This window comes from Sphingomonas leidyi, assembly GCF_011761945.1.
GTDB classification, from domain to species: domain Bacteria; phylum Pseudomonadota; class Alphaproteobacteria; order Sphingomonadales; family Sphingomonadaceae; genus Sphingomonas; species Sphingomonas leidyi.
Genome location: NZ_JAASQV010000003.1, coordinates 360,364 through 375,000, shown reverse-complemented (window position 1 = coordinate 375,000; position 14,637 = coordinate 360,364). Strand labels below are relative to the sequence as shown.

At 67.6% G+C, this 14,637-nt stretch carries 12 protein-coding genes; 7 read left to right on the top strand and 5 right to left on the bottom strand.

Going from position 1 to position 14,637, the window contains the following annotated elements; translation table 11 throughout:
- Positions 1-942 (bottom strand): CsgG/HfaB family protein, encoded by a 942-nt coding sequence (locus FHR20_RS17035; protein ID WP_167300920.1) that lies wholly within the window; start codon positions 940-942, stop codon positions 1-3.
- 166 nt (positions 943-1,108) lie between these two features.
- On the opposite strand from FHR20_RS17035, the gene lepA reads away from it, so the two are divergent.
- Entirely contained in the window at positions 1,109-2,917 is a 1,809-nt protein-coding gene (gene lepA, locus FHR20_RS17030) for a translation elongation factor 4 (protein ID WP_086130217.1), read from the top strand.
- Positions 2,918-3,290: 373 nt separating this feature from the next.
- A complete protein-coding gene (locus FHR20_RS23080) occupies positions 3,291-4,913 on the top strand; it encodes a hypothetical protein (RefSeq protein WP_167300557.1) in 1,623 nt (540 codons plus the stop codon).
- Positions 4,914-4,931: 18 nt separating this feature from the next.
- Here the strand turns inward: FHR20_RS23080 and FHR20_RS17020 are convergent, their stop codons facing one another.
- Positions 4,932-6,044: a cytochrome-c peroxidase gene (locus FHR20_RS17020; protein ID WP_341786475.1), complete on the bottom strand. Its 1,113-nt coding sequence runs from the start codon at positions 6,042-6,044 to the stop codon at positions 4,932-4,934.
- 201 nt (positions 6,045-6,245) lie between these two features.
- Here FHR20_RS17020 and FHR20_RS17015 point away from each other — a divergent pair, with 201 nt between their 5' ends.
- The 4 genes from FHR20_RS17015 to FHR20_RS17000 are packed head-to-tail and all read left to right on the top strand — an operon-like array spanning position 6,246 to position 9,372.
- Positions 6,246-7,265 carry a phytase gene (locus FHR20_RS17015; protein WP_167300809.1) on the top strand — a complete coding sequence of 340 codons (1,020 nt, stop codon included), beginning with the start codon at positions 6,246-6,248 and terminating at the stop codon, positions 7,263-7,265.
- Between the two features lie 40 nt (positions 7,266-7,305).
- Entirely contained in the window at positions 7,306-8,085 is a 780-nt protein-coding gene (modA, locus tag FHR20_RS17010) for a molybdate ABC transporter substrate-binding protein (protein WP_167300808.1), read from the top strand.
- Positions 8,085-8,774, top strand: coding sequence for a molybdate ABC transporter permease subunit (gene modB / locus FHR20_RS17005; RefSeq protein WP_167300807.1), 690 nt, complete (start codon positions 8,085-8,087; stop codon positions 8,772-8,774). Before modA ends, modB begins: the two co-directional genes overlap by 1 nt.
- Positions 8,764-9,372 (top strand): ATP-binding cassette domain-containing protein, encoded by a 609-nt coding sequence (locus FHR20_RS17000; RefSeq protein WP_167300806.1) that lies wholly within the window; start codon positions 8,764-8,766, stop codon positions 9,370-9,372. Before modB ends, FHR20_RS17000 begins: the two co-directional genes overlap by 11 nt.
- Here FHR20_RS17000 and FHR20_RS16995 read toward each other — a convergent pair.
- The 3 genes from FHR20_RS16995 to FHR20_RS16985 are packed head-to-tail and all read right to left on the bottom strand — an operon-like array spanning position 9,369 to position 11,549.
- Positions 9,369-10,148, bottom strand: a complete 780-nt coding sequence (locus FHR20_RS16995; protein WP_167300805.1) for a GGDEF domain-containing protein — start codon at positions 10,146-10,148, stop codon at positions 9,369-9,371. The two genes, FHR20_RS17000 and FHR20_RS16995, sit on opposite strands and share 4 nt — an antisense overlap.
- 25 nt (positions 10,149-10,173) lie before the next feature.
- Positions 10,174-11,043, bottom strand: coding sequence for a 2-dehydropantoate 2-reductase (locus tag FHR20_RS16990; RefSeq protein ID WP_167300804.1), 870 nt, complete (start codon positions 11,041-11,043; stop codon positions 10,174-10,176).
- Positions 11,043-11,549, bottom strand: a complete 507-nt coding sequence (locus tag FHR20_RS16985; protein ID WP_167300803.1) for a DUF1993 domain-containing protein — start codon at positions 11,547-11,549, stop codon at positions 11,043-11,045. The genes FHR20_RS16990 and FHR20_RS16985 overlap by 1 nt, the downstream gene beginning before the upstream one ends.
- Positions 11,550-11,783: 234 nt before the next feature.
- Between FHR20_RS16985 and FHR20_RS16980 the strand changes: the two genes are divergently transcribed.
- Complete coding sequence (locus FHR20_RS16980) at positions 11,784-14,558, top strand: TonB-dependent receptor (protein WP_167300802.1); 2,775 nt, start codon at positions 11,784-11,786, stop codon at positions 14,556-14,558.
- Positions 14,559-14,637 lie beyond the last annotated feature (79 nt).

Here is a 14,637-nt window from a genome sequence, read left to right as displayed (position 1 = left end):
TCAGTTCGACGGCGCCAGCTTGGTGTTGAGCACCCAGCCGACATTGTCGTTCTCGTCGGCGACTTCCCACCACAGGCCGTTCTTGTTGCCGGTCGGATAGACGATCGCACCCACCGGGAGCGTACGGATGACCTTGCCCGTCGCAACCGGGGCGGCGCGCATCGCGACCGGCGCCTGGGCGGTGAAGGTCTTGGCGGGCGCCGCCTGGGCGGTGCCGGCATCGCCCGGCCGGACCAGGCCGAGATCGGTGACCATCTTGGCATAGGCCTGGATGAAGGACAGCGTCACGATCCGGCCGATATCGGTATTCTCATAGCCGCCGCCGACCGCGCCGGCCGCACCGCCGAAGAAGCCGACGCCGCCGCCCGCGCCGAACCCGATGTCGTTCTTGGCGGCATAGCCGTCCTGCACCGCGATCGTCTCGGTCGTGCGGACGTTGGTGAGCGAGAGCACGGTGTTCGCCTCGAGCTTGCGCGACTTGATGCCGCCGAGCAGCCCGCCGACCCGGCCGCCGACCAGGCCGCCCACGATGCCGCCCACGGCGCTGCCGCTGGCATTGCTGTTGGCGCCCTGCACTTCGGCGACGAGCACATAATCGGCCGCCTTGATCTGCCCCTGGCCGACATTCGCGCCGCGCTGCAGGCCCAGGCCGCCGCCGATGTCGCGCTCGCGCGCGGCCGCCTGCAGGCCGGAGCCGCGATCGACGAGGTTGAAGCATCCGGAGCGCTGCACCAGCACCTTCAGCAGCTTGGCGGGCGGGGCGAGCTGATACTGGGTCCAGCCGCTGGGATCGTCGCCGTCGACGATCGAGAGCGTGCCCAGCTTGCGCGAGCAATGCGGCACGTCGTTGACGGCGGCCTGCTGCAGTTTCTCCCCCTTGGTCGGCTTGGCCTGCTTCTGCGCATAGGCTCCGCTCGCGCCGAGCAGGGCGGCCGAAGCCATCAACGTCTTCACGATGAACGCGGTCTTCGAGGTCATGGTTCTCTCCCTCTGTTTGAAACCATCGCCCGGATAGCGGCAAACGCGTCGCGGTGAAATCACAGAAGGTACCGGCAGTGTATTTCCGACCCTTTGGCTTTCGCGTGCAAGCTGCTAACGCGCCCCGATCATGGCAACCGACCTTTCCAAGATCCGCAATTTCTCGATCATCGCGCACATCGACCATGGCAAGTCGACCCTGGCCGACCGGCTGATCCAGCGCACCGGCGGGCTCTCCGAGCGCGAGATGTCCGCCCAGGTGCTCGACAACATGGACATCGAGAAGGAGCGCGGCATCACCATCAAGGCGCAGACGGTGCGCCTGGAATGGAAGGGCCATGTCCTCAACCTGATGGACACGCCCGGTCACGTCGACTTCGCCTATGAAGTCTCCCGCAGCCTCGCCGCCTGCGAAGGCGCGCTGCTGGTGGTGGATGCGGCCCAGGGCGTCGAGGCCCAGACGCTCGCCAATGTCTATCAGTCGATCGAGCATGATCACGAGATCATTCCGGTCATCAACAAGATCGACCTGCCTTCGGCCGAGCCGGAGAAGGTGAAGAACGAGATCGAGGAGATCATCGGCCTCGACGCTTCGAACGCGGTGCTCGCCAGCGCCAAGGCCGGCATCGGCATCGACGAGATACTGGATGCCGTGGTCGAACGCATTCCCGCGCCCAAGGGCGATCCGGACGCGCCGCTCAAGGCGATGCTGGTCGACAGCTGGTACGATCCCTATCTCGGCGTCGTGATCCTGGTCCGCGTCATCGACGGCACGATCCGCAAGGGCCAGCAGGTCAAGTTCATGCAGACCGGCACCACCCATCTGATCGACCGGGTCGGCTGCTTCCGCCCCAAGCTCGAGAACCTGCCCGACCTGGGGCCCGGCGAGATCGGCTTCATCACCGCGCAGATCAAGGAAGTTGCCCAGGCGCGCGTCGGCGACACGCTGACCGACGCGAAGAAGCCTGCCGCCGAAGCGCTGCCGGGCTTCAAGGAAGTCCAGCCGGTGGTGTTCTGCGGCCTGTTCCCGGTCGACGCCAACGACTTCGAGAAGCTTCGGGAAAGCATCTCCAAGCTGCGGCTCAACGATGCCTCGTTCAGCTTCGAGATGGAGACCAGCGCCGCGCTCGGCTTCGGCTTCCGCTGCGGCTTTCTCGGCCTGCTCCACCTGGAGATCATCCAGGAGCGCCTCAGCCGCGAATATGATCTCGACCTGATCACCACCGCGCCGTCGGTGGTCTACAAGCTCAAGCTGACCAAGGCGGCGGGCGAGGCCGAGGCCCGCGAGATCGAACTCCACAACCCCGCCGACATGCCCGATCCCAACCGGATCGCGGAAATCGAGGAACCGTGGATCAATGCGGTGATCTATGTGCCCGACGAGTATCTCGGGCCGATCCTCAAGCTCTGCCAGGACCGGCGCGGCATCCAGAAGAACCTCACCTATGTCGGCGGCCGTGCCCAGGTGACCTATGAGCTGCCGCTCAACGAAGTGGTGTTCGACTTCTACGACCGGCTGAAGAGCATCTCGCGCGGCTATGCGAGCTTCGATTACGAGCAGATCGGCCACCGCGCCGGCGACCTCGTCAAGATGAGCATCCTCGTCAACAACGAGCCGGTCGACGCGCTGAGCATGATCGTCCACCGCTCGACCGCCGAGAGCCGCGGCCGCGGCATGTGCGAGCGGCTGAAGGACCTGATCCCGCGCCACCTGTTCAAGATCCCGATCCAGGCGGCGATCGGCGGCAAGGTGGTCGCCCGCGAGACGATCGCCGCGCTGCGCAAGGACGTGACCGCCAAATGCTATGGCGGCGACATCACCCGCAAGCGCAAGCTTCTGGAGAAGCAGAAGGAAGGCAAGAAGCGGATGCGCGAATACGGCTCGGTGCAGATCCCGCAGGAGGCCTTTATCGCGGCGCTGCGGATGGGCGAGGAATAGAGGCAAGCTTGCGCCCGCCGGGTCGTCAGCGACGGCCGGCCTGGGCCTTTGCGAAGCGGCCGCCCGTTCTTGCGGTCATCGGATAGCGGGCGATCCTCATCGCCTGCCGCTGCGGTCTGGTCGCAAATGACTTGTGCGAATTCGTGGGGCGTCAGGAGATCGAGATCCTGGCGGCGATGAGCCGTCAAGATAAATGTTGCGATCTTCTTCTCCTTTTGAGAAGCCTATCCTGTCTCTCCTCAACAGGTTGGCGCCATGTCTGCAGAGCGGCTCAGCAACAACTTCACAGGTCTTTTGGGAAGTGTGGCCGGGTCGGCAATGCCAAGGGGTGACACGCGCGCCGGCGACGTCAGCACATTGATGGAGCGCAGCCATGAGCCGTAATCGCATTCCCTCCGTTCCCGTTTCCGACTCTCACGTCTCGCGTCGCGGCGCGCTGGCGATGCTGTCGTCGACCATGGTGGTCGCGGCATGCAGCGGCGGGTCGCCCTCGCCGAGCCCGGCCCCGACGCCAACCCCAACGCCGACGCCGACGCCCACGCCGCTCACCGGCCCCGCATGGTTCGGCTATGGCCGCGACGCCCAGCATACCGCGCTGAGCGGGATCGCCACGCAGGACCTCAATCGCATCGCCTGGACGTCCGCCGTGGATCTTGCTCCGCAATATGCCAGCTGGGGCGGGCTGCTCGCGCATTATGGCTCGCCGGCCGTGACGACGAACAATACCGTGGTGATCCCGGTGAAGACGGGGGCCACTGGCGGCTTCCGCGTCGAAGGCCGTGCCGGCGCGACCGGTGCGCTCCTGTGGATGGCCGCCACCGACTATGTCATGCCTCCGCACAACTGGCAGCCACCGTACAACCTGATCCTCACCCAACAGGGCCGGGTCTATGCGCCGGGCGCCGGCGGCAAGCTGCTGATGCGGGCGGATGGAGATGCGGTCAACGGCACCCTGGCGGCCCAGATATTCTATGGTGCGGCGGTGTATAATGCCAATTCCGCGGCATTCGACGGCAGCGTCTTCATCAACACGCCGCTCACCGCGGATGCGAATGGCAATGTCTTCTTCGGTTTCGTCGTGACCGGCGCGAACCCGGCGGGGCTGGTCAGCGGGATAGCGCGGGTCGCGCCCGACGGCACGGGCAGCTGGGTGGGCGTCGCGGCGGCAGCGGGCGATGCCTCGGTCCAGAAGCCCGCGATGAACTGCGCTCCCGCCATCTCGATCGACGGCAGCACGGTGTATGTTGCGGTGAATCGGGGCTCGACGACCGCGACGCAGACCGGCTTCCTGCTCGCGCTCGACAGCGCGACGCTCGCGACCCGCGCCAGGATCGCGCTGACCGACCCGAACCTGGGCACGCCCGCGCGCCTTCCCGATGACGGCACGGCATCGCCGGTGGTCGGTCCCGATGGCCGCGTGTTCCTCGGCGTGATGGAATCGCAGTTCCCGACGCATAACACGCGGGGCTGGCTGTTGCAGTTCGATGCCCTGCTCAATCCGGCGGGAGTTCCGGGCAGCTTCGGCTGGGACGTGTCGCCCAGCGTGATTCCTGCGTCGATGGTGCCATCCTACACCGGCACGTCGACCTATCTGCTCGCAACGAAGTACAATAATTACTTCGGGGTAGGGAATGGCGACGGGCTCAACCGGATAGCCGTGATCGATCCGAAGGCGAGCCAGGCCGATACGGTCGTGCCCAGCGTTCAGGTGATGCGCGAAGTGCTGACGATCCTGGCCCCGACGCGGGATGGCGGCTCCGCCAATTCGCGAGTCGAGTGGTGCGTCAACACCATGGCCGCGGACCCGGTGCGCCGATCGATCCTCGCGAACAACGAGGACGGCGTGCTGTATCGCTGGGACCTGGCCACGAACACGCTGTCGCAGAGCGTGCGGCTGAACGCAGGGCTCGGCCAGGCCTATACGCCGACGCTCGTCGGCGCCGATGGCGCGGTGTACGCGATCAGCAACGCGACTCTCTATTCGATCCGCGCCTAGGATCCGGCACCGGCGTTCCTACCGGCGGAACGGGTCGCTGAAGCGCGCATCCGTGGTGAGAGCCGGGTCGTTCAGCGTCGTCAGGAAGGCGACGAGCGCCGCCCGGTCCGCCGGGCTCAGGTTCAGGCGCCGCGGCCGCCCGCCCTCGCGCAGGCGGTCGTCGAGCGCCGGGCCCTGCTGGATGCCGCGGTCGTAGAAGTCGACGACCTCCGCAAGGGTCGCGAAGCGGCCGTCGTGCATATAGGGTCCGGTCAGTCCGACGTTGCGCAGCGCCGGCGCCTTGAACAGGCGTGTCTCGCCCGCGTCCAGGCCGTTGCTTCGCGCATTTGCCGCCAGGGCGAAGGTCGGCGGAAGATGACAGGCGGAGCAGCCGGCGCCGCCTTGTCGCGCACTTGTCATGAACAACTGCCGTCCGCGATTCTCCCGGGCGCTGAAGTTCGGCAGGGCGACGTCCAGCGCGCGGTTCGGGGCGCTGGGGGAGAAGACCTGCGCATAGCCGGTGTCCCACCGGCTCGAGTGCGAGACCATCGCGCGCACGAACTGGGCGAGCGCCTGCTGGATGCGGGCCTCGTCGATGGCGGCGCTGCCGAACGCCCAGGCAAACAGGTCCGGATAATAGGGCGTCGCGCCCATTTTCCGGGTCAGCGCGTCGAAGCCGCCCGCGTCTCCGCCCCATCCCAATTCGACCAGGCTGTGGAAGGGTTGGCTGGTCTGTGCTTCCAGATTGGGCGCGCGCCGATCCCAGAAGGCGGAACCGGGTTGCCAGTAGCGGAGATTGCCCAGCCGCATCGCATGGAAATCGGTGGTGGCCGCGTTGCTGATCCCGTTACTGAACCGCATCGAGTCGGTAAAGCCGATCGCCTGCCGATGGCAGGATGCGCAGGACGCCCTGTTATTCGTGCTCAGCCGCAGATCGTAGAACAGCACGCGTCCAAGCGTTGCCACACGATCGCTGGTCGCGTCGGAAGCCGGGCCGTTGTCCAGCGCCGCCACGGTGTGATCGAAATAGGCGGGGAGCTTTGGCGCGGAATAGTCCGCGACATGGGCGAAGTCGATGGTGGTGACGTTCGCGATGCCCGCAGGGGTGGCGCTGCGCCGGGCGCTTCCTCCGCCTCCACAGGCTGCCAGCACCAATATCAAGGCGCTTACGACCAGCGGTCCGATATTCCCCAAGCGCATCGCCATCCCTCTCGCCGCCATGCGTCGTAGCGCGGTTCGGGCACCGGGGCGACGGTTTCCTGTCGAGCGATGGGGGAGCGACTGTCTCCGGATCGTCATCGTTCCGTCGCACAGCGTTTATAGACGGCGGGCGTCCATGAAGAAGGGGAACCCATGCTGCTTGCCACGCTGATGCTGCTCCAGACCGTGCCTGCTGCCACCGCTCAGGATGCGCAGGCGGTGCCGACTGCCGAAGTGAAGGCGATCGGGGAGACGCAGGCAGTCGCGAGCCTGGAGGATGCGGCGGACGATCCCGCGATCTGGCGCAACCCGCGCGATCCCGCCCGCAGCCTGATCGTCGCGACCGACAAGAAGGCCGGGCTCAACGTCTATGCCCTGTCGGGCAAGCTGCGCTCGACGCTGCCGGCGGGGCGAGTGAACAATGTCGACCTGCGCGTGTGGGGCGGCCAGGTGATCGTGGCGGCGAGCGATCGCAACGACAAGGCGGCGGCGAAGCTGGCGCTCTACACGCTGGATACGCGGACGGCCGCGCTCGCCGAGATCGGGCGGTTCGATGCCGGGGCGGGCGAGGCATATGGCCTGTGCATGTACGCGCCGCGCGGCGGACGGCTGCATGCCTTTGTCGTGCACAAGGGCGGCACGATCGTGCAGATGGAGATCCTGCGCGAAGGCGGAGCGATCAAGGCGGACCGTGTGCGCACCATGCGGCTGGCGACCCAGTCCGAAGGGTGCGTGGCCGATGACCGGACGGGCACGCTGTTCGTGGGCGAGGAGGATGTCGGCGTGTGGCGCTTCGGTGCGAACCCGCGCGATCCGATCGCCGGCGAGAAAGTGATCGCGGTGGACGGCAAGCGCCTGGTGGACGATGTGGAAGGCGTGGCGATCGCGGCCGAGGGCGCGCGCGGCGGCTGGCTGGTCGTGTCGAGCCAGGGCGACAGCGCCTATGGCGTGTGGCGCCTGCGCGACATGGCCTATGCGGGGCGCTTCCGGATCGCGGCGGGGAAATTCGGCGCGACCAGCGAGACCGACGGGATCGAAGTCTCCACCGCGAGCTTCGGGCCGGGGCTGCAGGGCGGGCTGATGCTGGCGCAGGATGGCGACAATGCGCCCGCCGCGCAGAACTTCAAGCTGGTCCGCTGGGCGGATGTCCGCAAGGCGCTCGGGCTGAAGTGAGGGCCTTGCCTCGCTGCGTGGCGGGTGTCAGGCAGGGGGCATGACGATCGAGGGACGGATCGACCGGCGAGCGCTGCTCGCCGGGATCGGCGTGGCGGCGATGGCGCCGCGCGGGGTGGTTGCCGCCGCGGTGGGGGCGCCGCTGGTGCTGGCCGCCGCCAGCTTGCAGGAATCGATGACGGCGGCAGCCGATGCCTGGGCACGCAAGGGCCGGGCCCGGCCGGTCTGCTCGTTCGCCGCATCCTCGGCGCTGGCGCGGCAGATCGCGGCGGGCGCGGCGGCGGACCTGTTCGTCTCGGCCGACGAGCCGTGGATGGACGATGTCGAGAAGCGCGGGCTGATCGTGCCGGGCACGCGCGCGGCATTCCTGGGGAACCGGCTGGTGGTGGTGCGGCCGAAGGGCGCGCGGGGCGATGCCGGGCCGCGCGTGCCGCTGGCGCGGTTGCTGGGCGGCGGGCCGCTCGCGCTCGCCGATCCGGACGCGGTGCCGGCCGGGCGCTATGCCAGGGCATCGCTCGAGGCGCTGGGGGCCTGGGATGCGGTGAAGGCCCGGGTGGTGCGCGGCGAGAGCGTGCGCGCGGCGCTGGCGTTCGTCGAGCGCGGGGCGGCGCCGTTCGGGATCGTCTATGCGACCGATGCGCGGGCCTCCACCCGAGTGGAGATGGTGCGCGTGCTGCCCGATAGCAGCCATCCGCCGATCCGCTATCCGCTTGCCCGGCTGAAGGCATCGGCCAGCCCCGATGCCGAGCCGTTCCGGCGCTTCCTGCTGGGCGGCGAGGGGCGGGCGATCTTCCGGCGCTTCGGCTTCCTGCCGTTGTGATGCTCGCGCCCGCGGAATGGGGCATCGTGCTGCTGTCGCTCCGCGTGGGCGGGGTGGCGGTGCTGGCATGCCTGCCGGTGGCGTTCGCGCTGGCTTGGTTGCTGGCGCGCGGGCGTTTTCCGGGAAAGCTGCTGCTCGACGGGCTGGTGCACCTGCCGCTGGCGGTGCCGCCGGTGGTGACCGGCTGGCTGCTGCTGCTCGCCTTCGCGCCGGGCGGGCCGATCGGGGGCTGGCTCGAGAGCTGGTTCGGCGTCTCGGTGCTGTTCCGGTGGACCGGGGCGGCGATCGCGTCGGCGGTGATGGCGCTGCCGCTGATGGTGCGTGCGATGCGGCTCTCGATCGAAGCGGTCGACCGGCGGCTCGAGCAGGCGGCGGCAACGCTGGGAGCCGGGCGCTGGCGGGTGTTCGCGAGCGTGACGCTGCCGCTCAGCCTGCCCGGGGTGCTCGCCGGCGCGGTGCTCGGCTTCGCGCGGGCGCTGGGCGAGTTCGGGGCGACGATCACCTTCGTCTCCAGCGTGCCGGGCGAGACGCAGACCTTGCCGCTCGCCATCTATGCCGCGCTGCAGCTGCCGGGCGGCGAGGGCCAGGTGCTGCGCCTTGCCGGCATTTCGGTGCTGCTCTCGCTGGGAGCGCTGCTCGCTTCCGAGATCATCGCGCGGCGCGCGGGCAGGGGGCTGCATGTCCTTTGACCTCGACCTGACCAAGCGCCTGGGCGAGACCGAGATCGCCTGCCGGATCGTGGCGGACGCGGGGCTCACCGTGTTGTTCGGCCCCTCGGGCGCGGGCAAGACCAGCGTGCTGAACATGGTCGCCGGGCTGACGGCGCCCGATGCCGGCCATGTGCGAGTGGGCGGCGAGACGCTGTTCGACGGCGCGGCCGGGATCGACGTGCCCGTGGCCGAGCGGCGCGCGGGCTATGTATTCCAGGAAGCGCGGCTGTTCCCGCACCTGCGCGTGCGCGCCAACCTGCTCTATGGGTGCCGAGGCGATGGCGGCCTGGACGTGGACGAGACGATCGCGTTGCTGGGCATCGCGCATCTGCTCGATCGCTGGCCGCGCACGCTTTCGGGGGGCGAGGCGCGGCGGGTGGCGATCGGGCGGGCGCTGCTGTCCGATCCGCGCTTCCTGCTGCTCGACGAGCCCCTGTCCTCGCTCGACCGGGCGCGGCGCGAGGAAATCATGGCGCTGATCGAGCGGCTGCGCGACGCGGTGCGGATGCCGATCCTGATGGTGACCCATGACCGCGACGAAGCGACGCGGCTGGGAACGCGCGTGGTCGGGATCTAGGCTTCCAGCTCGGGCGCGTAGAGACGCCAGGGCTCGCCATTGCCGCGCTTGGCTGCATAGAGCGCGATGTCGGCGCGGCGAACCAGCTCGGCGGAATGTATCTCGCCGCTGCGGACCAGGGCGATGCCGATGCCGGTGCCCACCTGGTGGGAGCGCCCGTCGAGCACGATCGGGCGCGTGATGCTCGCGGCGAGCCGGCCGGCGATCGACAGCGCCACTTCCGCGCTCAGGACCGCGGGGGCGATCACCGCGAATTCGTCCCCGCCCAGCCGCGCCGCGCAATCGCCGTCCCGTACGGCGTCGGCGATGCGGCCCGCCGCGGCACGCAGGATCGCATCGCCGGCGGCATGGCCATGCGTGTCGTTGATCGCCTTGAAGCCGTTGAGATCGAGCATGAAGACTGCAGTGAGCCGCTCCGGCGCCGCTCCGTCGACCAGCCGGGCCAGCGCCTCGTCGAAGGCGCGGCGATTGGGCATGCCGGTGAGCGCGTCATGATAGCCGAGATCGCGCACGCTGTGCTCGGCCTGGATCCTCCGCACGCGTTCGCGCGCGCGCGCCCGATGCTGGTTCAGCCCGAAGCCGAACAGCAGGAGGATCAGCGCCGAGGTGAAGAGCAGGAACTCGTCCACTTCGATCCGGAATTTGCGATCGGCGACATTGGCGCCTTCGTCGCGGAAGATGTCGAACGCGAATATGCCGTAGAGCCCGGCCATGGCCAGGAGTATGACGAACCAGGTGCCGCGACTGAGCAGCAACGCACGAATACCAGCTTCCATGGCCGGGATTCCTGCACCGTAACGGTTAATTCCGAGTGGATGCCGCCATTAGTAGAGATGCGAGCGCGCGGTTCATCGGCGCATCGATGCCGTGCGTGGCGCCCAGCCGAACGATCACCCGGTTGCGCGCATCCACTTCGGTCTGGCGGCCCGCGACGAAATCGGCGTGGAGGGAATTGACCGATTGCGGATGCGCGAGCGTCGTCCATCTGACGACCTGGTCGGCGAGCTTGTCGGGCAGGTCGGCGCCCTCCGCCCGGCCCACCGCGATGCATTCGCTCACCAGCGCGCGCATTACCTCCGCCACGCCTTCGTCGTTCGCCACTTCGGCGGGACGACGGGTAAGCGCGCTGACGATCCCCGAGCAGTTGATCGCGAGCTTTCGCCAGGCGGCGGTGACGAAATCGGGCGTGGTCTGCGCGTCGATCGGCGTGTCGGCGAACAGCGCGACCAGGGCCTCGCCGGCCTCGCCCTCGGGCACATGGATCGTGCCGTTGCGGCGCTGGACGATGCGGCCCGGCGCGTGCCGCTCGGCGGGCAGGTCGATGATCACGGGCACGGTGCGCTGCGCCGGCACCTGGGGGAAGCGATCGCGCTGCTCGACGCCGTTCTGGATCACCGCGAGCCGGGTGGCGGGGCCCATCAAGCCGGGCAGCCAGGCGGCCGCGGCGGCGCAGTCATAGGTCTTGGTGGTGCAGAGTATCCAATCCACCGCGCTGGCCCCGGCCGGATCGGTGAGGATGCGCGGCGCGGCGCGGATCACCCCTTCGGGCGTCTCGACCTCGAGATCGGCGAGCGGCGAGCGCGCGCAGACCGTGACTTCGTGGCTCTGGGCCAGCCAGGCGGCAAGGGTGCCGCCGATGGCGCCCGCGCCGATCACCGCCACGCGCGCCATCAGATGCCGCCCAGATAGTCCATCTTGCCCACCGGCGCGCCCTTGTGGCGCAGGATCGCGTAGGCGGCGGTCATGTGGAAATAGAAGTTGGGGAGGACGAAGCCGGTCACATAGGGCAGGCCCTTGAAGTGGAAGCTGCGGCTGGGCGTCTTCACTTCGACATCGGCATCCTCGCGTCCGTCGATCGCTTCGCGCGGGACGGCCTTCAGGAAGGCGATGGTCGCCGCGATGCGCGCCTGCAGCTCGTCGAAGCTCGTCTCGGTATCGGCCATCGCCGGCGCCTCGATCCGGCCGATCCGCGCCACGGCGAGCTTCGCCGAATCGCTGACCCGCTGGATCTGCGCGGTGAGCGGCGCCATGTCCTCGGCCAGCCGGGCGGCGAGCAGCTCCTCGTGCGGGATGCCCTGCTCGTCGGCCCATGCGCGCGCCTTGTCGAGGAACGCCGCCATCGCCTTGAAGCCGCGCAGGAAGACGGGAACGGTCAGGTCGTAGAGTTCGGTTGCCATGGTCGCGGAGATAAGCCCCCGCGGAACGCCGCGCAACGGGCCTGAACGGAAGCGAAATGTTTCCGGCAGGACCTGATTGCCGCGGCGCAACGAAGTGCGGGATCGCGCGTCATGGGAAAGATTGCTGTAAAAGCAGTTGTTTAGACTTGTGTCACCGAAATGTCGTCAAGAAGAAATGTACCGTTCATGATCCAAGGCAACCGGGCCCCTGCATATTGAAGGGGGCCCGATTTCATGTTTCGCAAACCGTCTCTCCGCACGCGCCTGTTGCTTGGCGCCGCGCTTCTCACCGCACCGGTCGCCGCGCACGCCAATGACGTGACCGGCAATGTTTCGGAGGCGAGCGGCACCCGCAACCTCCAGGGCGCGCGCGTCACCATCGTCGAGCTGCGCCGCACCACCGAGGCCGATGCCTCGGGCAGCTTCCGCTTCGGCGACGTTCCGGCCGGCGCCTACACGCTGCGCGCCGAATTCGCCGGCGTGCCCGCGAGCGAAGTGAAGATCGTAGTGCCGGAAAGCGGCGTGTTCCGGCAGGACCTGGTGCTCGGCACCGCGGGCAGCCAGATCCTCGTCGTCGGCCAGCGCGCCAACCTGCTCGGCGCGCTCTCGCGCCAGCGCGCCGCCGACGGCGTGGAGAGCGTGCTGACCCGCGACGCGGTCGGCCAGTTCCCCGATCAGAACGTGGCGGAATCGCTGCGTCGCCTGCCGGGCATCAACATTCTGAATGACCAGGGCGAGGGCCGCTTCGTCTCGGTCCGCGGCCTCGATCCCGAGCTCAACGGCACCTCGGTCAACGGCACGCGCCTGCCCGCGCCCGAATCCGATGTCCGCTCGGTCGCGCTCGACGTGATCTCGAGCGACACGATCGAATCGATCGAGGTCAAGAAGTCCCTGACCCCCGACATGGACGCCGACACGATCGGCGCGTCGATCGAGATCAACACGGTGAGCGCCTTCGCCCGCAAGAAGGACCTGCTGACCGCCTCGATCGAGGGCAGCTACAACAATCTGCGCGAGACGGTGACGCCCAAGGCGAGCTTCGATTTCTCGACTCGCATCACCGACAATTTCGGCATCGCCGGCGGCGTCTCCTATTATCAGCGCAAGTTCGCGACCAACAACGAAGAGATGGACGGCTGGGACGAGGATGGCGGCAACGCCTTTGCCGACACCGTCGAATATCGCGACTATGACGTGGAGCGCCAGCGCATCAGCTCGTCGCTGTCGCTCGACTGGAAGCCCAGCGACACCACCACGCTCTATGCCCGCGGCCTGTATTCGCGCTTCGACGATCAGGAATATCGCCGCCGGCTGACCTTCGAAATGGACGAGGCGCCCAGCACCGGCACGGCCACCGGCGCCACCTTCGATTCGAAGGATGGCGAGATCGCGGTCACGCGCGACCTCAAGGACCGTTTCGAGCGCCAGGAGATCAAGTCGATCACCCTGGGTGGCGAAACCAAGGCCAATGGCTGGAAGCTCAACTATTCGGGCAGCTGGGCGCGGTCGAGCGAGCGCGAGAATGGCTCGATCGACCCGGCCGCGTTCGAGCGCAAGTTCGACGATGGCGACAATTTCGTCGTCGCCTTCGACTATGCCGACCCGATGAAGACCCGCTACAATATCGTGGCGGGGCAGGCGGCGTTCGTCGATCCCGCGGGCTATGAGTTCGACAAGCTCGAGCGCACCACGCTGAGCGATTCAGTGGATACCGAATGGGCGGCCAAGGCGGACCTCGCCAAGATCTTCGCGACCGGCGCGGGCGAGTTCACCGTGCAGGGCGGCGCCAAGTTCCGCTGGCGTACCAAGCGCTACGACGCGAACATCGACGTCTATGAATATGACGGCCCGGGCGACCTCACCATGCGGGACCTGCTCGGTCCGCAGGACTATGACCTGGCCAACATCGAGCCGGCGCTGTCGAAGACTGCGTTCCGCAACTATTACGACGCCAATCGCAAGCTGTTCGCGCTGGACGACGGCGATACGTTCGAAAGCTCGAACGACTCCGATTACAAGGTGAAGGAAGACGTCTCGGCCGGCTATCTGCTCGCCCGCTGGGACAGCGCCAAGGTCCGCGTGATCGGCGGCGTGCGCATGGAACGTACCCGTAACGATATCCATGGCCAGGTGCTGGACCTCGATGCCAAGACGGTGACGCCGATCCGCGTCGCCCGCAGCTATACCGACTGGCTGCCCAGCCTGACCACGCGCTTCGAGCCGACCAACGGCCTGGTGCTGCGTGCCGCCGGCTATCGCAGCCTGGTGCGCCCGAAATTCTCGAAGCTGGCCCCGCGCGTGGTGATCGAGGACGACGAAGGCGAGTTCGGCAACCCGAACCTCCAGCCCTACAAGGCGTGGAACTTCGATGCCTCGGCGGAATATTATTTCGGCAAGGGCGGCGGCCTGTCGCTCGGCTATTTCCACAAGGACATCAAGAACTACATCGTCGACCGTGTGTATCAGGACTATGCCTATAACGGCCGCACCCTCGACCAGGCGATGATCCCGTACAATGGGCCGAGCGCGCGCATCAACGGCGTCGAGTTCAGCTACAGCCAGGTCTACAGCTTCCTGCCGGGGGCGCTGAGCGGGCTGCTGACCCAGATCAACTACACCTTCACGGACGCCAAGGGCACGGTGCTCAAGGACGGCGATATCGGCGATCCCCGCGTGATTCCGCTGCCTTCGTCCGCGCGGAATACGTTCAACGTCGTGCTGGGGTATGAGAAGGGGCCGGTCTCCTTCCGCGTCGCCGGTACCTATCGCGACAAATATCTCGACGAGCTGGGCGACGATGCGGCCGAGGACCGGTACGTCACCGATCACTTCCAGCTGGATATCAGCGCGAAATACTGGATCACCAAGAACATCCAGGTTTTCGGCGACCTGATCAACCTGACCAACGAGCCCTATTACGCCTATCGCAACTTCGCGGGCCGCTCGCGGCTCCTGCAATATGAGGACTATAGCTTCACGGGTAAGTTCGGCGCGAAGATCAAGTTCTAATCGCGCAGGCTGAACAACGAGAAGAGCCGGCGCGGTCCTCGGCCGTGCCGGCTCTTCTCGTTCAGGGCCGGGACTCGAT

Excerpts from the sequence above, each read along its gene's own strand:
- modA (WP_167300808.1), top strand. The coding sequence starts at position 7,306 with ATGACGATCGAGGGACGGATCGACCGGCGAGCGCTGCTCGCCGGGATC.
- lepA (WP_086130217.1), top strand. The coding sequence starts at position 1,109 with ATGGCAACCGACCTTTCCAAGATCCGCAATTTCTCGATCATCGCGCAC.
- FHR20_RS17035 (WP_167300920.1), bottom strand. The coding sequence starts at position 942 with ATGGCTTCGGCCGCCCTGCTCGGCGCGAGCGGAGCCTATGCGCAGAAG.
- FHR20_RS16995 (WP_167300805.1), bottom strand. The coding sequence starts at position 10,148 with ATGGAAGCTGGTATTCGTGCGTTGCTGCTCAGTCGCGGCACCTGGTTC.
- FHR20_RS23080 (WP_167300557.1), top strand. The coding sequence starts at position 3,291 with ATGAGCCGTAATCGCATTCCCTCCGTTCCCGTTTCCGACTCTCACGTC.
- FHR20_RS16980 (WP_167300802.1), top strand. The coding sequence starts at position 11,784 with ATGTTTCGCAAACCGTCTCTCCGCACGCGCCTGTTGCTTGGCGCCGCG.
- FHR20_RS17015 (WP_167300809.1), top strand. The coding sequence starts at position 6,246 with ATGCTGCTTGCCACGCTGATGCTGCTCCAGACCGTGCCTGCTGCCACC.
- FHR20_RS16985 (WP_167300803.1), bottom strand. The coding sequence starts at position 11,549 with ATGGCAACCGAACTCTACGACCTGACCGTTCCCGTCTTCCTGCGCGGC.
- FHR20_RS17000 (WP_167300806.1), top strand. The coding sequence starts at position 8,764 with ATGTCCTTTGACCTCGACCTGACCAAGCGCCTGGGCGAGACCGAGATC.
- FHR20_RS16990 (WP_167300804.1), bottom strand. The coding sequence starts at position 11,043 with ATGGCGCGCGTGGCGGTGATCGGCGCGGGCGCCATCGGCGGCACCCTT.
- modB (WP_167300807.1), top strand. The coding sequence starts at position 8,085 with ATGCTCGCGCCCGCGGAATGGGGCATCGTGCTGCTGTCGCTCCGCGTG.